This window comes from Halobacteria archaeon AArc-dxtr1 (assembly GCA_025517425.1).
In the GTDB taxonomy this organism is placed as follows: Archaea; Halobacteriota; Halobacteria; order Halobacteriales; family Natrialbaceae; genus Halostagnicola.
This window is the reverse complement of sequence record JAOPJY010000001.1, coordinates 1,506,491-1,526,074: the sequence shown is the minus strand read 5'-3', so window position 1 is coordinate 1,526,074 and position 19,584 is coordinate 1,506,491. Positions and strand designations below refer to the sequence as shown.

19 protein-coding genes are annotated in these 19,584 nt (G+C 63.7%); 8 read left to right on the top strand and 11 right to left on the bottom strand.

The window, feature by feature from the left end:
- Positions 1 to 141: 141 nt before the first annotated feature.
- The 6 genes from OB905_07855 (at position 142) to OB905_07830 (ending at position 5,053) form a co-directional block, all read left to right on the top strand.
- The gene (locus tag OB905_07855; GenBank protein ID MCU4925897.1) at positions 142 to 1,380 is read left to right on the top strand and encodes an FAD/NAD(P)-binding protein; all 1,239 of its coding nucleotides are present in this window, start codon (positions 142 to 144) and stop codon (positions 1,378 to 1,380) included.
- 172 nt (positions 1,381 to 1,552) lie between these two features.
- Positions 1,553 to 2,821 (top strand): GTP-binding protein, encoded by a 1,269-nt coding sequence (locus tag OB905_07850; GenBank protein ID MCU4925896.1) that lies wholly within the window; start codon positions 1,553 to 1,555, stop codon positions 2,819 to 2,821.
- Between the two features lie 232 nt (positions 2,822 to 3,053).
- Entirely contained in the window at positions 3,054 to 3,311 is a 258-nt protein-coding gene (locus OB905_07845; protein ID MCU4925895.1) for a hypothetical protein, read from the top strand.
- Positions 3,308 to 3,466, top strand: a complete 159-nt coding sequence (locus OB905_07840) for a 30S ribosomal protein S14 (GenBank protein ID MCU4925894.1) — start codon at positions 3,308 to 3,310, stop codon at positions 3,464 to 3,466. The genes OB905_07845 and OB905_07840 overlap by 4 nt, the downstream gene beginning before the upstream one ends.
- A gap of 328 nt (positions 3,467 to 3,794) precedes the next feature.
- Positions 3,795 to 4,094 carry a hypothetical protein gene (locus tag OB905_07835; GenBank protein MCU4925893.1) on the top strand — a complete coding sequence of 100 codons (300 nt, stop codon included), beginning with the start codon at positions 3,795 to 3,797 and terminating at the stop codon, positions 4,092 to 4,094.
- Between the two features lie 59 nt (positions 4,095 to 4,153).
- Positions 4,154 to 5,053 (top strand): ketopantoate reductase family protein, encoded by a 900-nt coding sequence (locus OB905_07830; protein MCU4925892.1) that lies wholly within the window; start codon positions 4,154 to 4,156, stop codon positions 5,051 to 5,053.
- Here the strand turns inward: OB905_07830 and OB905_07825 are convergent.
- The 6 genes from OB905_07825 to hemC all read right to left on the bottom strand — a co-directional run bounded on the left by OB905_07825 (position 5,050) and on the right by hemC (position 11,207).
- The gene (locus OB905_07825; protein MCU4925891.1) at positions 5,050 to 5,406 is read right to left on the bottom strand and encodes a NifU family protein; all 357 of its coding nucleotides are present in this window, start codon (positions 5,404 to 5,406) and stop codon (positions 5,050 to 5,052) included. The genes OB905_07830 and OB905_07825 overlap by 4 nt on opposite strands.
- A gap of 79 nt (positions 5,407 to 5,485) precedes the next feature.
- Positions 5,486 to 5,800: a DUF5783 family protein gene (locus OB905_07820; GenBank protein ID MCU4925890.1), complete on the bottom strand. Its 315-nt coding sequence runs from the start codon at positions 5,798 to 5,800 to the stop codon at positions 5,486 to 5,488.
- 1,035 nt (positions 5,801 to 6,835) lie between these two features.
- Positions 6,836 to 8,338, bottom strand: a complete 1,503-nt coding sequence (locus OB905_07815; GenBank protein ID MCU4925889.1) for a DHH family phosphoesterase — start codon at positions 8,336 to 8,338, stop codon at positions 6,836 to 6,838.
- Positions 8,339 to 8,416: 78 nt separating this feature from the next.
- A complete protein-coding gene (locus OB905_07810) occupies positions 8,417 to 9,193 on the bottom strand; it encodes a uroporphyrinogen-III synthase (protein MCU4925888.1) in 777 nt (258 codons plus the stop codon).
- Positions 9,190 to 9,987: a uroporphyrinogen-III C-methyltransferase gene (gene cobA, locus OB905_07805; GenBank protein ID MCU4925887.1), complete on the bottom strand. Its 798-nt coding sequence runs from the start codon at positions 9,985 to 9,987 to the stop codon at positions 9,190 to 9,192. Before cobA ends, OB905_07810 begins: the two co-directional genes overlap by 4 nt.
- Positions 9,984 to 11,207, bottom strand: coding sequence for a hydroxymethylbilane synthase (gene hemC / locus OB905_07800; protein ID MCU4925886.1), 1,224 nt, complete (start codon positions 11,205 to 11,207; stop codon positions 9,984 to 9,986). Before hemC ends, cobA begins: the two co-directional genes overlap by 4 nt.
- Before the next feature lie 116 nt (positions 11,208 to 11,323).
- Between hemC and OB905_07795 the strand changes: the two genes are divergently transcribed.
- On the top strand, positions 11,324 to 11,692 hold the full coding sequence (locus OB905_07795; GenBank protein MCU4925885.1) for a group 1 truncated hemoglobin: 369 nt from the start codon (positions 11,324 to 11,326) through the stop codon (positions 11,690 to 11,692).
- Positions 11,693 to 11,713: 21 nt separating this feature from the next.
- Here the strand turns inward: OB905_07795 and OB905_07790 are convergent, their stop codons facing one another.
- The 4 genes from OB905_07790 to OB905_07775 form a co-directional block, all read right to left on the bottom strand.
- On the bottom strand, positions 11,714 to 12,403 hold the full coding sequence (locus tag OB905_07790; protein ID MCU4925884.1) for a hypothetical protein: 690 nt from the start codon (positions 12,401 to 12,403) through the stop codon (positions 11,714 to 11,716).
- 265 nt (positions 12,404 to 12,668) lie between these two features.
- Positions 12,669 to 13,874, bottom strand: a complete 1,206-nt coding sequence (locus OB905_07785) for a CoA transferase (protein MCU4925883.1) — start codon at positions 13,872 to 13,874, stop codon at positions 12,669 to 12,671.
- A 58-nt stretch (positions 13,875 to 13,932) separates the two neighbouring features.
- The gene (locus OB905_07780; protein ID MCU4925882.1) at positions 13,933 to 14,373 is read right to left on the bottom strand and encodes a hypothetical protein; all 441 of its coding nucleotides are present in this window, start codon (positions 14,371 to 14,373) and stop codon (positions 13,933 to 13,935) included.
- Positions 14,374 to 14,441: 68 nt separating this feature from the next.
- On the bottom strand, positions 14,442 to 16,016 hold the full coding sequence (locus tag OB905_07775; GenBank protein MCU4925881.1) for a purine/pyrimidine permease: 1,575 nt from the start codon (positions 16,014 to 16,016) through the stop codon (positions 14,442 to 14,444).
- A 268-nt stretch (positions 16,017 to 16,284) separates the two neighbouring features.
- Between OB905_07775 and OB905_07770 the strand changes: the two genes are divergently transcribed.
- A complete protein-coding gene (locus OB905_07770) occupies positions 16,285 to 18,219 on the top strand; it encodes a CocE/NonD family hydrolase (GenBank protein ID MCU4925880.1) in 1,935 nt (644 codons plus the stop codon).
- 25 nt (positions 18,220 to 18,244) lie between these two features.
- Here the strand turns inward: OB905_07770 and OB905_07765 are convergent, their stop codons facing one another.
- On the bottom strand, positions 18,245 to 19,405 hold the full coding sequence (locus OB905_07765) for an MFS transporter (protein ID MCU4925879.1): 1,161 nt from the start codon (positions 19,403 to 19,405) through the stop codon (positions 18,245 to 18,247).
- Between the last annotated feature and the right edge of the window lie 179 nt (positions 19,406 to 19,584).

Here is a 19,584-nt window from a genome sequence, read left to right as displayed (position 1 = left end):
TTCTCTATCAGCCATATCGTGAATTTGGTATTAACTGTACACTTCAGAATAACAATTTTGATTATATCTAAGGGAACATTCGATAACACTGTGTCGCCTCGAGCCGAGCATTGCGGTCTCGCCGATGAACCATGGCGGGCGATGAGACGCACCGACGCGGTAGTCACGATTGTCGGTGGCGGTGTCCACGGCGTTCATCTCGCTGTTCGGCTATTACAAGCGGATCTGGTCGACCCGGGTGAGCTTCGTATCGTTGACTCCTCGGGCCTTCTCGACTCGTTTCGCCGGAAGTGCCGCCAGTGTGGAATGGTCGAGTTTCGATCACCACTTGTCCACCACGTCGATACCGATCCGTTTTCACTCAGGGACTTTGCCCGAACACACGGGCGCGAAGACGAGCTCATTCCGAGTACGATTGGGGCGGAGCGACCGACTGTGTCGTTGTTTTTTGATCACGCGGAGTCACTTTGCGAGCAGTACGATCTCGAGTCGATCCGGGTCGACGCTCATGTTACGAATATCGTCGATCAAGGCGACTCCGTCGAGATCCAGACAACCGCCGGGCCTGTTCGCTCCCAGTGGTGTCTCCTCGCTGTCGGCCACGGTGGCTCGGTCACCTATCCAGCGTGGGCGACGGACCTGGCCTCGACGGAACCGGTAACTCACGTCTGGGATTCGGGGTTCGACCCTGGTGCTATCGGGGAGACGTCGACGGTCGGAATCGTCGGAGGCGGGATTACTGCGGCACAGCTTGCCACGACGCTCGCTCAACCGGGCCGCGACGTCATCCTCTTCGCTCGAAGCCCGTTTCGCGTCGAGACGATCGAGGCGAGCACCGACTGGATGCATTTCTCGGGGCGTATCGAGGACCTCCACGCCCGTCCACCCGGTTCGCGTGCTCGCGAGGAACTGGTTGTCGACGCCCGATACGACGGAACGATGCCTCCGTACGTGTTTCGTCGACTACAGCGAGCGTTCGAGCGAGAATGGATCGAACTCGAACGATCGGAGATTGCGGTTGCAACCGAAGCCGGCGGAGCAGTCGTCGTCACCTGTCAGGATGACAGCGCGTTCTGTCTCGACAAACTAGTTTGTGCGACGGGGTTTGGATCACCATACGACGGTGAGCTGTTCCGTCATCTTCGCCACCAATCGACGCTACAGACGGGCTATCGCGGGGCGCCAGTTCTCGACGACGATACGCTCCGGTGGATGCGCCAGGACGGGGCGCCCTCGCGGATTGCGGTTTCGGGCGTCGCCGCACAGCAGGTCCTTGGACCGTTCGCTCGCAATGTGATCGGTGCCAGGCGGGCGGGAAAATTGATCGTTGGATTCCTCGAGTCCGAACGCACCGCCGAGAAACGAACAGCCACGCTGTGAACTGAATCGAACCCAGTTCGCCGGACGAACTCACCTCACTCGTGACGTACTGATCCAATTCGTAACAGCCAGCGTGCTACTCGAATTTCCTCAGCCACCGCTCTTGAACGTTAATAAAAAGATCTACTGAGATAATAAGATATATTAGTTCGGGCATTTTTATTGGCAATACATGGAAGAGCAGACGATCCCTGTAACGGTGCTTTCGGGAACACTGGGTGCGGGGAAGACGACGACGCTGAACCACCTCCTACACGAGGGCGGCGACCGCGATCTCGCCGTGCTGGTCAACGACATGGGCGAGGTCAACGTCGACGCCGACCTCGTCGCCGAGTCCTCGGACATTTCCGCCGAAGACGAAGAGCTAGTCGAGCTCTCGAACGGCTGCATCTGCTGTGAGCTACGCGGAGACTTACTCGACGCCGTCGGGAACCTCACCCGCGAGCGCGAGTTCGACGCGCTCATCGTCGAGTCGACCGGCGTCGCCGAACCGCTTCCGGTCGCTCAGACGCTTACACACGGGTTCGACCAGTCTGATCTCGATCCGACCGAGTTCTACGAGGAGACGGGTATCGAACCGCTCGAACACTGCCATCTCGATACGACCGTGACGGTCGTCGACGCCCACCAGTTCCACGAGGCGATGCAGTCCGACGAGATTCTCGACGACGACGGCACCGAAAAACATCTCGGCGACCTCCTCGTCGAGCAAGTCGAGTTCTGTGACGTCCTCTTGCTCAACAAGTGCGATCTCGTCGACCAAACGACCCTCGAGGAAATCGAGGAGACCCTCGAGATGCTCCAGCCCCGCGCGGAAATCATCCGGACGACCAATGGACAGGTCGACATCGACGAGGTTGTAGAGACCGGTCGGTTCGACTTCGAGGAGGCGAGCCAGTCGGCCGGTTGGATACAAGAACTCCAAGAACCTCACCAGTCCGCCGAAGACGAACACGGCGTCACCTCCTTCGTTTTCGAAGCTCGCCGTCCCTTTCACCCCGAGCGCTTCGCCGAACTACTTGACGCGTTTCCAGAGGAAGTCGTCCGATCCAAGGGCCATTTCTGGCTCGCTGGGCGCGAGGAGATGGCGCTCATGTTGAACGTCGCTGGACAGTCGATTCGGGTTGCCCTCGCCGGCAACTGGATCGCCACCCTCCCACCCGAAGAGCGCGAAGAGCAGTTCGACGCCTACCCTGAACTCGAGGAGATGTGGGACGAACAGTGGGGCGACCGCGGCAGTCAACTGGTACTGATCGGCACCGAGATGGACCACGAGTCGATCCGAGAACATCTCGAACTCTGTCTGCTCACGGACGAGGAGATGGACGCCGAGTGGGATGCATTCGACGATCGATTCCCGACGTTCGAGGAGCCAGCACAGCTCGAAGACGGTGAGCCAGAACAACACGATGGCCAGACGGAGATCGGAATCGCAGATTGACCTCCGAGCACTCGACCGATCACGTAGCCGAATCGGGAGCACCACCGGCGGTCACGCATCCAGCGTCGAAGTGTCTCGCGATCGTCGAATCGAGGGACTCGGAGCCGGATCTGTGTACAATCTACTCGGTTGTGCCCGAAGACTCGCTGGTGACTGCGTGGATCTCGGCCCACGACGGCTCGTATTGTACACTCGAAGACGCACGATAACCACCACCGAAACCTACTGAACGATGTCTACAACATTCCAAACAGCAGTCAAGAAGAACGTTTCACGAACGCAACGATACGACGCAATCGATTCGCTTGCTCGAAAGAACGAGACGACGAACCTCGGCATTCTCGTCCAGATGGGCGGCCTCCGTGGGGAGTTCCGTCGACACGCACTCAACGCACTCGCCGACTGTAACGCGTCGACAGTTCTGGAGGAACTCGCTGAGGACACGACGGTCGAACCGTCCTTGCGGCAGCGAGCGGACGAGTTAGCATGACTGATACCGATCCCGAGGATGGACGTACCGGAAATCAACGCGTCTGCAGAGACACTGGTCGAGAACAGGGCTTGATCGGCAAGTACGATATTTGGCTGTGTCGGCAGTCGTTTCGGGAGATGGCCCGCGACATGGGCTTTCGAAAGTACAGCTGACCGATAGGCAACACTTCTACAGAGAAAGCAAGGCAAGTCCCTCGGGGCTTGACCCCGAGCGGTTCACTCAGCGCCGTACTTTCCGACACCCCGAGAGCGACCACAACCGTGGGACTTCTCGATCTCTCCGAGAAGAACAGAAACGGCTCCATCGGGAGAACTCCACGCGGTCACGAACGGCACGAATGCGTTCACAGCTCATTCTATATTGCGCTATGCGATTTATCTTGGCTACGTTCGCTCAAGCTGCACCCTCTCGAAACTTCCAAATTCAGGCCTATCAACCGCTGCAACTAGATTATAGTGCACTGGGGTGCTATTCAAACCTATGGCAACTAATAACGATCCATCGACACTCGGCTTCGGAACGTCGGTCTACACGGAAGACGGGACCGAGGTCGGTCACGTTCGCGGCTTCGACGAGGAGGGATTCTACGTTACCGTTCGCGAGGGAGTAGAGGGCATGAGCGTCCACCACGTCAGGTCAGGCAAGAACCTCGGCGAGGCGGAGTTGATGTGGCGGTGTCTCGACTGCGGTGAAATGGGCGATCTACGCGACGACCTCCCCGATACCTGTCCTAACTGCGGGGCCGAACGCGAGTCACTGTACTACTGGACTGAAGATTGAGCTGATCTCGACGTCTCTCGCACGAAAGCAATTTTATTCGCGCTCTCTCACCTCTCGCCATGGAAATCGTCGTCTTCGGCGCCGGCAGCCTCGGCAGCCTCGTTGGCGGGCTGCTCGCCGACGATCATGCCGTCACCCTCGTCGGCCGACCGGACCACACCGACGCCGTCCGGGACTCCGGGCTGCGACTGACTGGTGCGTTCGAGCGCACCGTCCATCCGCAGGCGACCGCTGACGGCTCGAATCTGGCCGGCGACCTCGCGCTCCTCACGGTCAAGGCGTTCGACACCGAAGACGCGGCTCGAACGCTTGCAACGGGCTCGTTCGACGCGATCTGCTCTCTCCAGAACGGAATGGGTAACGAGGAGACGCTCGCGCGCTACACGGATGCCGAGATTCTTTCGGGGACGGCGACCTACGGCGCGGTTCTGCGTGAACCGGGCGTCGTCGAGTGTACCGGTCTCGGTGAGATCGCTCTGGGACCCCACGGCGGAGGGCAATCGCCGGTTTCGGATCGTCTCTCCGACACACCCGGCGACCTAGCCCTGACTGCGGCCACCGATATGCCCCGACGCCAGTGGGAAAAGCTCGCGATCAACGCCGGCATCAATCCGGTGACGGCACTGACTCGGCGCCGCAATCGCGTCGTCCTGGAGCCGGCGGCAACTCCAATTTCCCGGGCCGCGACTCGTGAGGCTGCCCGCCTCGCCCGCGAGCGAGGCGTCTCGCTCTCGAATCGCGAGGCCGTCTCGGCGATGGAGTCCGTCGCGGAGGCGACCGCAGAGAACACCTCCTCGATGCTCCAGGATGTCGCTGCCGGCGGCCCAACGGAGATCGACGCCATCTCGGGGTACGTAGCCGACGCTGCGGCTGCCGCTGGGCTCGACGCGCCAACGAACCGACTGCTCGCGGCGCTGGTCCGTACAACGTCAGCAAAAACGAACCTCGAAAACCGTTAGAACGGAGCTTCTGGTCCTTCGTCTGCCTCGCCGTCGTCGACGGTCTCGCCGGGGAACGACGGGCTCATCCCGCCACCCATTTCGTCACCGCCGTCCATTCCGGTTCCCGCGTGCACTTTTTGAATCTCCGGGATCTCCTTTACCATCCGGCTCTTGATCGCCTGGATCGTCATCGGGGAGATGCCACAGCCACTGCAGGCACCGCCGAGCTGGATGTGGACCTCGCCGGTCTCCCGGTCGATGTCCTGGATCGCCGCGCTGCCGCCGTGCATCTGAATCTGCGGGAAGTTTCGACGCAGGAAGTTGGTGACTCGTTCTTCCAGGTCGTCTCCCTCTTGGGTTTCGGTGCTCATGACTCGTGGTTGGTGGCGAACCTCCTTAGACCTTCCGTCGTCGCTACTCTCGATGCCGAACAGAACCAGCAGGCCGGGTCTAGAGTCCGAATACGCGCTCCAGCTCCGTTTCGATCTCTGTGACGTGGGCATCAAGAACCGTCTCGAACCGTTCTTCCTCGACGATCACGCCAGAGAGCCGCTTGTAGGGCTCGTCGGGAAGCTCGACGCGGAACCCGTCCTCGTCTTCATAGAACGGTTCGCTCTCGTTTAGTACCTGCTGGTCGATCGCGTGGACCAACTCGGAGTCGTATCGGTCGTTCATGCGGTTGAACGCGTTCTTGTACGCCTGCTGGAGCTCTGGGAAGTAGTTCGCGTACTTGTCCTCGAACTGCTCGGGATCGAAGTCCGTCATACACCTCCGAACGGGTGGTGTGACCAAAAATCGGGCGATCCGAACGTGGCGTGTCGATCTGCGTCTGTCGTAGTCGTTCGAGGTAAATCCGGTCTTGTCGGGTATGTTCTGGTTGCGTATGCAAGCCAAACGAAGACCCCCGATAGTCGCGTCCCGCCTGTATGTACACCATCGAGCCGCCAATTCCACCCGAAAAACTCCCGCCTGGGTGGTGTAGCGGAACCGTAACCGACGATCGGCTCGTCTACCGCCATCTTCGCTCACCCATCGAACTCGAGGGAGTCTGTCGGGCGACGACGCATTCGTATCCGATCGGTCCAATCCGGTGCTGGGTGCTACGCTACCGGTATTCGTTTGAGGACTGTTCGACGACCGGAACGATCGGCTCCGTTACGACTCGTCAGGCTGCGCTGAACGGGCTTCTCGAATGCATGCGGCGTGTTCATCTCGAGGAGTCCTCCGATCCGTTCACTCTCCGCCAACTGTTCGAGAGTGTCCCGTTGTCTGCTTCCATTCCCGATCCTTCGGCCCCTCGACATTCAATATAGGGGAATGTGGTTTACCGGTGGTTCGCCGCGAGAGTAGGGGAACCGTTGGCTCAACCTTGTACCGAGTCTGTATGCGGTTCGACTCGTCTGATTTCGAGATACTGCCAGGCTCACCATCTCCGCTGTCTGAGTCGGGGTCGTACTGGCTCGACCGAGGTCCTGCCAGCCGACACCCCACGTGACTCGCTTGGGAGCAGCGCTGGCCTGTGGTCAGTATAACTCCACGACTTCAGCCGTGGTGCGGGCAGGTTGTCTCCTCAAGCTCAGAGACTTGTCACTCTCGCTGGGAACGCGCACGGCTGATGGCTCTCCATTAGCGCCTTCGACGGATCGTTCCTGCACTCTGCTTTGCGTACATCTTATAACGCTATATCAATTGCAGATGTATGCTGATCACTATCGACACTGGTGCGTTTCGGACGACAGATCCTCGGCGCTCGCCGTTCTCTGCGCTTGTCGCTACTCGTGACCGCCTACTGTTCGCGTCTCAGGAGAGCTGTTCGCCGATGAGGTCGTCGATCTGTTCGACGAACTCCTGCTCGGCGCCCGCGGGAACCGTCGCGCCCGCCGCAACGTCGTGGCCGCCGCCGTCGCCACCCACCGTGCGAGCGGCCTCGCTTATCGCAGCCGAGAGGTCGAGCCCGTCGCGGACGAGTCGATGTGTTCCCCGCGCAGAGACTTTCGTCTCTGCTTCGCTTTTCGCAGCGAAGGCTACGATCGGCTTTCGAGCGCTGACACCGTCGTTGCCCATCGCCATCCCCGCAACGATGCCGACGATGGTCTCGCGGATCCGATCGCCCGCGTCGAACCACTGGACGTGCGCTTCGACCGTTACCCCCTCCTCGGTCACGAGATCGATCCCTGCGGAGAGATTTCGCCGGTGTTCCCGCAGGAGGCTTCGGGCTCGTTCGAGCGCGCCTTCCCGGTTGCCCAGACAGACGCCGAGACCGACGTCAGCGCGCTCGTAGCGCGCGGTGGCGTTGAGCAGCGTCGAGAACTCGCTTGCGTCGCGCAGCTCCGTGCCGACTGGCTCTTGCGTCAGGACGTAGGAGGTACCGACGAGATCGTCGATCTTTCCGGCTGGAACACCGCGCTCAACCGCGCGCCTGACCAGCGCGCTGGCCACGGTTTGTTTCTCCTCGGGGGTGAGCCCCGACCATCGACGCCACTCCCCGTCTCGCTTCAACTCGAGATCGAGTCCGTCGAGAAATCGCAATGCGCCGTTGGCGTCGTTCGAGATGCCCGGAATGCGGACGTCGGTCGCGTACTCGAGTAGCTTCGGCAGCGGTCGGGTCTGTGTGCCATACACTGCGAGGTCGGTCGCAGTCTCGAGCACGCCGGCTGCGACGCCCTCTTCGACGATGTTCTCGTTGGCTCCGTGAAGCTCGCCGCCGGAGGCCTGCATGTCGCCGACGGCGCCGACGACCGCCAGGGCGGCCAGATCCCGGTTTCCGGTTGTGGACGCGCCCGCGCAGGCGGCAGTGCCCCCGTCTGTGGCGGTCTCCGCTTCGGTCGTGGCTGTTGTGCCGCCGCTCTCTGCGGCTAGCGCCCGCGCCAGCACGTAGCTCGTACCGGCGCCCGATAGTTCCGAAGCGCCATTGATGCCGACCAGCAGCGGATTGAGGTGGTATTCGGTGTCGATGCGCGACCTCCCCTCGTCCGTCGCGGGCTGGTGATGGTCGGCGATCACGGGCGTGAACGCGCCGTCTGCGTGCGCACAGATCACGTCGAGTTGCCCGCTCCCGAAGTCGGTAAAGAGGACGGTCTCGTACTCAGTGGCCGCGATCCGTTCGATCGCGGGTTCGTCTAACTGTTTCTCGAAGACCGTCTCGAACGGAATCGACGCGCGCTCGAGTGCGGTCGCGGCGACCGCGGCGCTGGTCAGCCCGTCTGCGTCGATGTGCGAGGCCAGCAGCACGCGATCGGCGGCGAGCAGGCGCTCGGCGCACGCCTGTGCGTGGTCGGCGAGTTCTGGAACTGGCCCGGTCATTGCTCTCGAGTAGACGCTCTCTCGGTTATAAAGTTCCGCACCGCCGCCGCCCGTCGATCGGATCCGGCCGGAGCGCCGTCACTCGTGGTACGTCGGCGCGGCCCGTTCGACCGTGTCACAGGCCAGTGCTTCGAACGTGGCCTCGCTGGGCACCACGTCGACGTCGATGCCGTGTCCAGCCGCCGTCTCCCGGGTCGGCTCACCGATGACGCCGACGACCGCGTCCGTGAGCCCCTCGACGGCGGCCTCGCGGATCCCTTGCTCGGCTGCCGCCTCGAGGAAGTGCTCGACGGTCAGTGAGGAGGTAAAGCAGGCGGCGTCGAGATCTCCCGCCGCGGCCAGTTCGGCTGACTCGCCGCTCCCTGCGGGTCTGACGAGGCGATAGAGAACCGTCTCGTGGACGTACGCGCCCGCGTTCTCGAGACCGTCAGTCAAGACGTCGCTACCGTGATCGCTGCGGGCGACCTCGACGCGCGTGCCGTCGACGTCGATCTCGTGTCCGCCTGCCGTCTCGGCGCCGTCTGCCTCGATCCCGGCAACCAGTCCGCTCGACGTGTACGTCTCGGGGATGAAATCGACCTCGTAGCCGGCACCGCGGAGAGCATCGGCGGTCTTCGGACCGATGGCACAGACGGTCGCGCCCTCGGGATCCCAGCCCGCCTCGGCGGCGAGTTCGACGCCGGTCTTGCTCGTCAGAACGGCGTAGTCGGCGTCCGATCGGGGGGAGTCCCCCGTTGGGTCGACCGCGAGCATCGGATCCGGAACGGCGGTCGCACCTAGCGAGTCGACCAGTTCGACGGCCTCGCTGAGCCGTTCGTCATCGGGCCGGAAGACGGCGACGCTGAGATCTCTCATATTGCTCCTCCATTCGATCCTGATTCGTTCGCGAGAAACTCCTGGACGCGCTCTCTGGTGGCCGCCACCTCGCCGATAACCGTCACTGCGGGCGGCTCGATGCCGGCCTCGTCGCGGACGTCGACGATTGTCTGTAGGGAGCCGGTGGCGACGCGCTGGCCGGGCCACGTCCCGCGCTCGACGAGCGCGACCGGCGTCTCAGGGCCCATTCCAGCCTCGCGGAGCGCGGCGGTGTAGTCGGGCAGTCGACCCACGCCCATCAGGACGACGATGGTGCCGCCAGTGGCGGCGAGGGCCTCCCAGTCGACCGCGGACTCGTCCTTGGTGGGGTCCTCGTGGCCCGTGACGAACGAGACCGAGGAGGCGTGATCGCGGTGGGTAACGGGGATTCCCGCCACTGCGGGGGCGGCGATCGGGGAGGTCACGCCGGGGACGACCTCGAAAGGAATTCCGTGCTCGGCGAGGTATTCGGCTTCCTCGCCGCCGCGGCCGAAGACGAACGAGTCGCCGCCTTTGAGCCGCACCACCGACTTTCCGTCGCGGGCAAGCTCGACCAGTCGCTCGTTGATCTCGGACTGGGGCGTGCGCTCGCCGCCTGCGCGCTTGCCGACGTCCTCGCGCTTTGCCTCGGGTAGCTCCTCGATGATCTTCGGACCTGGCAGCTTGTCGTGGAGGATCACGTCCGCCTCCGCCAGCAGCCGCTTCGCTTTCACCGTCAGCAGCTCCGGATCGCCGGGGCCGCTGCCGACGAGCGCGACGGTTCCGGCTTCGGTGTCGGTCGCTCCGGCCGTCATCGCTCCTCTTCCACCTCGTCGGTCCGATCGGGGACGGCGGCTGCGTTGTCCGCTCTTTCCCCTTCGTCTTCGTCCTCAGCTTCCTCGTCTCCCTCATCTTCCGCTGCTCTACGAGCCGCCTCGATCAGGTCGGCTGCGCCACGCTCTCGGAGGTCGCCGGCGAACTCGCGGGCGGCCTCCGCGTGGCTCTCGACCGGCAGGTCCCGGCTCTCCCGGATCGACTCCTCGCCCTCGCGGTCGAAGACTGCGACGGATGCGTGGACGTACTCGCCCTGGAGGACGGCGTAGATGCCGATCGGTGCGATACAGCCCCCGCCCAGTTCGGCGAGAATCGAGCGCTCGACGGTCGTCTCGACGCGGCTGCGCGGGTGATCCAGCAGCGTCTGGAGGTCGCGAGCCGTCTCGCCGTCGGTCGCCGTCACCGCGAGTGCACCCTGGCCGGGTGCGGGGACGAACTCCGAGAGCGGGAGGCGCTCGTACTCGACGTGGTGGGCCAGCCCGCTTCGCTCGAGGCCCGCCTCCGCCAGTACGATCGCGTCGTACTCGACGTCGACTTCGCGGCCGAGGGCTTCCTTTTCGAGTTCCGACAGGTCGTCGAACCAGTCGTCGACCGTCTGGTCGTCGGTCCCCTCCTCGTCCCCGCTTTTGTCGTCGTACGACGGCTTGTAGCTGTCTCCTGCGTTCCCTTTGCGCTCCTTGTCGGCCTCGCTTCGCTCCTGATGTTCGCGCTGGAGCGCGGGCGCGAGTAGCTTCTCAATCCGGGTGTCGACGTTCCCGCGAAGCGGTTCGATCTCGAGGTCGGGTCGCTCGGCTCGAAGCTGGGCGCCCCGGCGCAGACTCGAGGTACCGACGGTCGCTCCCTCGGGCAACTCCTCGAGCCCGGTTCCGTCGGGTGTCAGGAGAAGGTCTCCGGGAGCACCTCGCTCGGGGACGCCCGCCGTCACGAGCTCGCTGGGCTGTTCGGTCGGCATGTCCTTCATGGAGTGAATCGCGCCGTCGACGTCGCCCGAGAGGACTCGCTCGTCCAGTTCCCGCACGAACGCCCCGGTCTTTCCGAGCCGGTGGATGAGCTCGTCTGTGAGCTGGTCGCCGGTCGTCTCGACGGTGACGAGTTCGACCTCGTACCGCCGGTTCTCGAGTGCCTCCGCGACGAGGCCCGCCTGCCGTCGGGCAAGCGTCGATCCCCGCGTCGCCAGCCGTATCGTCCCACGCGTGTTCATAGGTCAACTGGGCGCCTGGGGTATGAAAAGCGCACGCTCTCGCGGTGGGAGACACTTCCCCCTCGGAGTGGGAATTCCCGCCGGGAACTTATCCGAGTCGTCGAAACCCGCGGATGATGACCTCCCAGGCGCTGTACGAGCGACTCGGCCGGAACGATGGGGTCGGCACTGTCGTCGATCGCTTCTACGAGAAGGTCCTCGCCGACGACTCGCTCGAACACTTCTTCGAAGACGTCGACATGCAGGCCCAGCGAGCCCACCAGACCCAATTTATCAGCGCCGTCGCCGGCGGACCCGTCGAGTACGACGGCGAGGAGATGGACGCCGCACACGACCACCTCGAGATCACGCCCGACGATTTCGAGGCCATCGCGACGTACCTGGCGGAGACGCTCGTCGAGTTCGACGTCGATCCGGAGGATCGGGAGGCGGTGCTCGAGGCCGTCGCGAGCTACGAGGACGAGATTGTCACGCAGCCTGCCTGAACGACCCGCTTTCGTCCACCACTACGGCGCCCCGAGCGCCTGGCGCCGTCGCCACAGGTAGTACCCCGCCAACAGCGGCTGTAGGGGCGCCACGAAGAGACTCGCGAGCGCGAGCCCCAGGTAGAGCGCAGGATTGGGCTGCCAGTCGCTCCCCCGAGAGTCCACGTAGGCGGCGTCCTGGTGGATCGCGATCGGGAACGAGCCGAACGCGACCGCACCAGCAACCGCCGCCCCCGTCAGTAACAGCCCTGGAATGACGAGTACGATCCCGACGACGGCCGCGACCAGACCGAACAGCGTCGCCGCGAGCGAGGCGGCGACGACGAGCCACCATCCCGACCAGCCCGCGGTCGCACCGAGGTGCTCGTAGCGCCGGTAGAGGTAGGCGACGGCGACGAACGGTGCAAGTGCAAACGGTGCCGACGCGAGCGCGAGCAGCGTGATGATCCACGGCCGCGGCGACCAGTCACTGTGCTCGCGACACGACCGCGCGTCGGCGAACAGCGCGATCGTAAGCGACAGCGCAAGGACGGCGTAGCCAAACGTCCCGAACAGCACCAGCGCCCACTGCAGCCCCGGAACGCCGGGATCGGCCGTCTGAAGCAGCCCCACGATCCCGACGCCGATCACCGGCGGAAAGAGGTAGACTAGGCTCTCGATGACCTGTCCCCAGTCGATCGCCCCCTCCCCGATCCGGTCGCCCGAACCCATCACGGACCGAGATACTCGGTCGAACTTGAATACTCCTCCGCTCGACATCTGACGTTCTTGGGAGCCGTCACAACGCCGAAACAACCGACATACCTATACTTCTGAGTGAGGGACTCTCTCAGTATTACATGGCAAAATCTCTGCTAAAGCGATCTTTTCTGGGTAAATTTGTAGGTATATATCGGGATCTCTCAAGACCTGTCGAGAAAACGTCTGTCTAGTACCGCTGTCGATACGCTCTCGCCGAACGTGAGTGAAGCGGCTCTCACTCTCCATCGCCGAACGCACCTCGGTCGGCAAGCTCGTCGATTTCGTCCTCGTCGTAGCCAAGGTCCCGGAAGACGTCTCGGTTGTGTTCGCCGAGTCGGGGCGGCGGCGACTCGAAGCCGCTCTCAGACCGGCCGTAGTTGAGGGGATGCTCGATCACCGGAATCTCGCCGCGTTCGTCGTCTTCGATCGTCGTCACGGCGTTTCGTGCGTCGGTCTGCTCGTTGTACAGCGCGTCCTCGACGTCCGAGACTGGTCCGGCCGGAATCCCCGCTTCGTCGACCAGCAGCGTCATCCACTCGCTGGTCGTCAGCTCCTGGAGGGTCTCCTCGAGTTCGGCCTCGAGTTCGTCCATGTGCTCGACGCGGTCGGCGTTGGTCGCGAAGCGCTCGTCCTCGGCCAGTTCTGGCCGGTCGATCGCCGTACAGAGCGCCCGCCAGAGCTTCTGGTTGAGGCAGGCGACGTTGATGTAGCCGTCTTTCGTCTCGAACGTCTGGTAGGGCGCGAGCACCGGATCTTTCGTCCCCATGCGCGAGGGTGACTCGCCGGCGAAGACCTTTCCCGCCTGCTTCGTGAGCCACGGCAGGGCGGCGTCTAGCATCGCTAAGTCGATGTACTCGCCCTCGCCGGTACGCTCCCGGCGGTAGAGGGCCGTCGAGATGCCGAAGGCGGCCCACATCGCGGTGATCAGATCGGTCGTCGGCAGCCCGACCTTGAGGGGCCGACCGTCGGGCTCGCCCGTGACGCTCATGATCCCGCTCATCCCCTGGACGAGCAGGTCGTATCCCGGCCGTTCGCGCCAGGGGCCGGTCTGGCCGAACGCCGAGATCGCACAGTAGATGATCTCGTCGTTGTGCGCGCGAATCGTCTCCTCGTCGACGTCCAGTCGCGCTGCGGTGCCCGGTCGGTAGTTCTGGATGAAGACGTCGGCTTCGCTCGCGAGTTCGTACAGCGCTTCTCGGCCGGCTTCGCTTTTGAGGTCGAGTTCGACGCTCTGTTTGCCGTAGTTGACCGTCCAGAAGTACGGCGATTCGCCGTCGATGAACGGGGGGCCGGAGTGGCGGTTGTCGTCGCCGGCGCCGGGTCGTTCTACCTTCACAACCTCTGCGCCCTGGTTCGCGAGCATCAGCGAGCAGAAGCCGCCGGTAACGAACGTCGTCAGGTCGAGGACGCGGACGCCCTCGAGGATGCGGTCGCCTGTCATGGGATATCGATCAATCCGAGTGTGTGGGCAAAAACCTTCGCCTCACGCCGACTCGAACTCACTCCGCGTCGCGCTCCTGTTCGGCCCGGACGGTCTCGATCGCCGGCTCCAAGTCGGCGTACAGGGCGTCGACGTCCTCGGGAAAGACCTCGACCGGCTTGGGCTGGCTGTGGGTGTGAATCCGCATGCGATCGCGATTGCGGTAGATCCGGTAGACGCTCCACAGGCCGAACGCGGCGAAGAAGGCGCCGACGAAGGCGTTTTCGGTCATCGAGTAGATCCCGAACAGGACGAGCGCGCCGCTCATGATCGCCAGAAACCAGTTGAGATTCTCGGTTGCCACCTCACTGACGTTCTCGTAGGGGACGCTCGTCACCTCGTCGTCGGTATGGACTAGCACCCGGCTCTCGGTAACGGCTATTTCGCCCCCCTTCCGAAGGGTGCCGCGGTAGTGCAACCGTTCCCCTTGATCGAGATCGAGGCCGCGTCTACTCGGCATTGGCGACACTGTGTCCGGACCGGTATTGAACGTTTCCCCGCGTCAAAAAAATCGTCGCCGTCGAGCGGTTAGTCTGCCTTGTCGACTGCGGGCGAATCGCCGTCGGAACGCATCCGCTCGAAGACCGTCTGGAACTCGTCTTCGTCTTCCGCGAGTTCTTCCCACTGGGAGAGACCGCGTTCTTCGCGCGTTCCTCTGACGGTGTTGTCGAGGACGAACGCGATGATCCCACCGACGGCCATCGTCGTCGAACCGATGACGAAGATCGTGTCAGAGACGATCTGCTCTCCGAGGACAGGGCCGATAACCGCCGCACCTTCTGCCACTGCCTGGAACTCGTCGGGGCCAGCGAAGTTCCCAAAGTAGTTCGGGAGTGCAAGCCCGAGGAACAACGCGATACCGACGATGAAGACGTTTCGCGAGGCGTCCAAGTCGACGAACTTCAGATTCGACAGTCCGACTGCTGCGATCTGTCCGAACATCGCAATGTACAACGCGCCGACGATCGGGTTCGGTATCGAGACAATAAGCGCTCCGAAGGGTCCGAAGAACCCGACGACCAGCATCACGATCGCACCGATCTGGACGACGTACCGGGAGGCGACACCGGTGATGCCGATCGCGCCGATGTTCTCACCGTAGGAGGTCGACCCGTTACCGGTCCCCATGATACCGGCGAAGATGTTGCCGATTCCTTCCATCCCGATCCCGTGGTTGATGCGCTTCTCGCTTGGCGCACCGACGCCAGCAATTCGAGCGACTGCGTAGTAGTCACCGATACTCTCGATCATCGATGCGACGATACCGGCGAACATTCCGATCATGAACGCCAGTGTAAATTCGGGTATACCCCACTGGAACGGCATGATCGGCTGGATGAGGGGGGCATCGACCATTGCTGCAGTGTCGACGTACCCCATTCCTTCGTGGCTGGCTTCGGTGTAGACGCCAGCTGCGGTGAGGATGCCTGCGATGATCCAGGCGCTTGCGATGCCGAGCAGCACTGGGAACAGTTTCGCGTACCGACTGTACTGATCGAGGTACTGAGAGAACGCGATGATCAGGAACAGCGTCAGTCCGAGTAACCACCAGTTCTGACCGGGGTCAGTTACCTCACCGACGTCGACCAGCGAGAGCCCGATCAACACAATCACCGGGGCGATGACGACCGGCGAGAGGTAGTACTTGAGTTTCCCCAGCAGGCCGGAGTATCCCAGGATAACCTGTATCGCCGCTGCGGCGATGATCGCTCCCTGTAGTTCGAGGATCGTGGTTTCCCACGGTCCACCTGCGGCGAGAATAATCGCGATCGCCGGTGCTAACAGTGCGAACGTCCCGCCCTGGACGATCGGATACCGGTTCCCGATCGTCGTCTGTAACAGCGTTGCGACCCCTGAGACCACAAAGAAGGTCCCAACCAACTGCGCCGTCTCTGGCCCCGGCATCTCCATGAGATCTGCGAGGATGAGCGGAATCGCTACCGTCGCCCCGATCATCGTCAGGTAGTGCTGGACGCCTAAGAATGCCGATTCTCCCAACGGCGGTTTGTCTTCGATCCCATACTCGACGAACGAAGCCTCCTCCCGGGAGATCTCGCCTCCGTCCGTTCGCGTCTCGTCTGTGTTGTCGTTGTGTTCCGTCATGTGTGATCGTATCGCCCGGCCCCACACCGGGAATGCTGTACGAGGGCGTGCCCCACACTCGCACAGATTGGGCTAAAAGTCCCAGCCGACACACATAAAAGTTCCGGCGGTGTCTGGCGATTTCCACCCGTTCACGCCACTGTTCGGGCACTTTTTCGAGCAGCGACGTTCGTTTCTATCGCCGTCCGCAGTCCTCACCGCCCTCCGCTGTCCCGTCTCCGCTCGCTGGGGGATACACTCTTACCGAATGCCTCACTCTGTAGGAGGTATGCCGACCGATCCGGAGTACGCGGTTCACGCCGAGTTGAACGTACAGATCGAGACCCGCGACGGCGTCTCTCTCGCCACAGACATCTATCGCCCGGCCAACCCCGACACCGGCGAGCCAATCGATGAGCCCAGACCGGTGCTGCTGGATCGCACGCCGTACGACCGAACTGGCGGCCGTCTCCGACACGGCGAGTGGTACGCCTCGCGGGGGTACGTCATCGCTATCCAGGACGTTCGCGGCCGGTTCGACAGCGACGGCGACTTTTACATCTACGTCAACGAGGCCGAAGACGGCGCCGACACCGTCGAGTGGCTGGCCGACCAGCCCTACTGCGACGGCCAGGTCGCCACGCTCGGCACGTCCTACGGCGCCTGGGTCCAGAGCGCGCTGGCGACGCAGGATCCCGACGGCCTCGGCGGGATGTTCGTCAACATGGGGGCTGCCAACGGCCGGAAGAAGACGTTCCGGCACAACGGCGCCTTCGAGCAGCGCTGGCTCTCCTGGGCGTTCACCCTTGGTGCAGGCTTCGCCCACGAGTCGCTTGCCGATCCCGAGGTCCAGCAGGTCTTCGCCGACGTCGACTTCCGAGAGGTGCTGCACGACGCCCCCGTCCAGCGCGGCGAGACCGCCCTCGCCGAACTCCCCGGCTACGAGGAGTGGGCGTTCGACATCATGGAAGCCGGAAGCGCGAGCGACGATCTCTGGCAGAATCCGGGCATCAACTTCGAGCGCTACTACGACGAGTCGGCAGACGTCCCCACCGTCTATGCCGGCGGCTGGTACGACTCCTACACCGGTGCGACCTGTGACAACTTCCGGGGGCTCGCCGACCGAAAAGATGCGGATCACTACCTCCTGATGGGGCCGTGGACACACCTCGCCCGCCTACCGGGCGGTCACGACCATAGTGAGGCGCTTCTCTTCCCGCCACTGACCTGGGAGCACCCCACCGCAGGCGACCTCGCCTTCGGCGAGGAGGCGACCCGAAAGTACCGCGAGACGCGCCTCGCGTTTTTCGATCACTACCTCAAGGGCGACGACACCTGGGACCGACCGCGTGTCGAGTACTTCCTGATGGGGACCGGCGACGGCCACCGGACCGACGACGACCACCCAGCCGGCGCAGGCCACCTCTTCCACGGCGGCGAGTGGCGCAGTGCGCAGGAGTGGCCACCTGCCGGCACGGAGATGACGGCGTTCTACGCCCACGGCGACGGGACCCTCTCCCAGCAGAAGCCCGACGCCGAGAACGCCGCGACGAGTTTCGAGTTCGATCCTGACGATCCCGTCCCGACGATCGGCGGTAACACCTCCTCGTATCTGACCTACGAACCCCGCGAGGAGCCCGTCGGCGCCTATCCCCTCGGTGATCGAAACATCATCGACTTCGCCGGCCGCGGCGGCTACGACCAGCGCACCGACGAGGACACCTTCGGCGCAACCGCACCTTACGGCCCCCTCGCCGACCGCGACGACGTTCTCGTCTTCCGGACGCCGCCACTGGAGGAGGCCGTCGAGATCGCCGGCCCGATTCGGGTTCGGGTCTACGGCTCGACCGACGGCGAGGACACCGACTTCACGGCCAAACTGATCGACGAACACCCACCAAGTGAGGACTACCCTGACGGCTACGCGCTGAATCTCTCGGACTCGATCTGTCGGGGTCGGTACCGGGGGTATCGCGAGGAGCCCGACCTTCTCGAACCCGGCGACGTCTACGAGTTCTACATGGAGCCCTACGACACCGCGAACCGGTTCAAGGCGGGCCACCGCATCCGACTCGACATCTCCTCGTCGAACTGGCCCCGGTTCGATGTCAACCAGAACACGGGTGGACCACTGTATGGAGACGAGGAGTCCCGAGTCGCGACGAATACCGTCCACCACGACGCAGAATACGCGACCCATATCGAGTTGCCCATCCTGCGCTGAGGTCGCCACCTTCTGCGGTCCGCGGTCAGTAGCCGACCGCTCGCAGCCAGAGCAGCCAGATCGCCGCGACCGACGCGCCCATCGCAGCCAGACCGGCCGCGTAGCCGGCGGTTGCGGTCAGCAGCCAGCCGACCAGCCACGGGTAGGCGAGCGCGCCGGCGTTGCCGACCAGCATCATCCCCGACAGCGTCACGCCCGCGTCCTCCGATAGCTCCGAGAACGCCAGGCTAAACAGCGGTCCGAACGGGATGCCAAAGCCGAACCCGGTTGCGATCAACGCAGCAGCGATTCCGACTGCCGAGCCGGCCGCGGTTGCGGCGGCGAGCCCGAGAAGGACCGCTGCGAGCCCCAGCAGCGAGCCGGCGACCGTTGCGCGCTCGCCGTACCCTCGCGAGAGCCAGCCGCCAATCGCCCGCCCCAAAACCGTCGTTAGCGCAAAGCCGACCAGCACGGCCGTCGCCGGAAGCGCGACGCCCGCGAGTAACTCGGCGTACCAGGTCGCCGCAACCATCAGGAAGCCGAACGTGGCCATGTTCCCGAGCCCGAGGGCGAGGCCGCCCGCCGAGGCGAACGGCTCGAGGTACGATCGAAGTTCCACGATCGCGTTCCCGTCCGTGGTCGGCACCCGGGCGGTCAGCCCGGCACCGAGCAGGGCCACGGCGGCGGCGACGGCTGCCGGAACGACCGGCCCGACGGCTGGGACGACCGGCGGTGCGATCGCCAGCCCGGCCGCCAGCCCGAGCGTGAACAACGCGCCGAGCAGTCCCTGCGCGGTGGCCGTATCCGCCCCCGTCGTCCGCCTGCCGACGTACTTCATGCCGGCGACGAACGCCGTCCCCTGCCCCAGTCCGAGCAGGAGCCGGGAGGCGTACGTCGCCTCGAGCGTCACGATTCCGCCGAGGGCGATTCCCAGGCCGGCGAGTGCCAATCCGCCGGCAGCGACCCGTTCGACCGGCCGCGTCCGCGTCAGCCGGTCTGCCGGGACCACCGCGACGAACTGTCCGAACAAGAACAGCGACATCCCAAACCCTGCCGCGTCTGGTGAGATTCCTCGTTCGATGAGCACGGAGACGTACGCGCCGTAGCCCCCGACGGCGAGGCCGAGTCCGAACAACCCCAGACCGATGGCCGCAATCGCAGCCCACGGGATCGTGCTCGGCTCGTCCGACGCCGGTTCCGGAGTCATCCTCTCCATAACTCCGACACGCCACTATATCGGTTACGACGCTCCGACGACGGGGACTGGCTCCGCCCTCCCGACGGCGGTTCCGGAACAGCTCTCAGATCCCGTGTTTGATTCACGATCGTGCCCTCTACCACGCTATTTCGGCCAAAACAGCTATCTATGGTGAGTGATACCGTGGT

Coding starts and splice junctions, on each gene's coding strand:
- OB905_07855 (MCU4925897.1), top strand. CDS start 142: ATGAGACGCACCGACGCGGTAGTCACGATTGTCGGTGGCGGTGTCCAC.
- OB905_07850 (MCU4925896.1), top strand. CDS start 1,553: ATGGAAGAGCAGACGATCCCTGTAACGGTGCTTTCGGGAACACTGGGT.
- OB905_07845 (MCU4925895.1), top strand. CDS start 3,054: ATGTCTACAACATTCCAAACAGCAGTCAAGAAGAACGTTTCACGAACG.
- OB905_07840 (MCU4925894.1), top strand. CDS start 3,308: ATGACTGATACCGATCCCGAGGATGGACGTACCGGAAATCAACGCGTC.
- OB905_07835 (MCU4925893.1), top strand. CDS start 3,795: ATGGCAACTAATAACGATCCATCGACACTCGGCTTCGGAACGTCGGTC.
- OB905_07830 (MCU4925892.1), top strand. CDS start 4,154: ATGGAAATCGTCGTCTTCGGCGCCGGCAGCCTCGGCAGCCTCGTTGGC.
- OB905_07825 (MCU4925891.1), bottom strand. CDS start 5,406: ATGAGCACCGAAACCCAAGAGGGAGACGACCTGGAAGAACGAGTCACC.
- OB905_07820 (MCU4925890.1), bottom strand. CDS start 5,800: ATGACGGACTTCGATCCCGAGCAGTTCGAGGACAAGTACGCGAACTAC.
- OB905_07815 (MCU4925889.1), bottom strand. CDS start 8,338: ATGACCGGGCCAGTTCCAGAACTCGCCGACCACGCACAGGCGTGCGCC.
- OB905_07810 (MCU4925888.1), bottom strand. CDS start 9,193: ATGAGAGATCTCAGCGTCGCCGTCTTCCGGCCCGATGACGAACGGCTC.
- cobA (MCU4925887.1), bottom strand. CDS start 9,987: ATGACGGCCGGAGCGACCGACACCGAAGCCGGAACCGTCGCGCTCGTC.
- hemC (MCU4925886.1), bottom strand. CDS start 11,207: ATGAACACGCGTGGGACGATACGGCTGGCGACGCGGGGATCGACGCTT.
- OB905_07795 (MCU4925885.1), top strand. CDS start 11,324: ATGACCTCCCAGGCGCTGTACGAGCGACTCGGCCGGAACGATGGGGTC.
- OB905_07790 (MCU4925884.1), bottom strand. CDS start 12,403: ATGGGTTCGGGCGACCGGATCGGGGAGGGGGCGATCGACTGGGGACAG.
- OB905_07785 (MCU4925883.1), bottom strand. CDS start 13,874: ATGACAGGCGACCGCATCCTCGAGGGCGTCCGCGTCCTCGACCTGACG.
- OB905_07780 (MCU4925882.1), bottom strand. CDS start 14,373: ATGCCGAGTAGACGCGGCCTCGATCTCGATCAAGGGGAACGGTTGCAC.
- OB905_07775 (MCU4925881.1), bottom strand. CDS start 16,016: ATGACGGAACACAACGACAACACAGACGAGACGCGAACGGACGGAGGC.
- OB905_07770 (MCU4925880.1), top strand. CDS start 16,285: ATGCCGACCGATCCGGAGTACGCGGTTCACGCCGAGTTGAACGTACAG.
- OB905_07765 (MCU4925879.1), bottom strand. CDS start 19,405: ATGACTCCGGAACCGGCGTCGGACGAGCCGAGCACGATCCCGTGGGCT.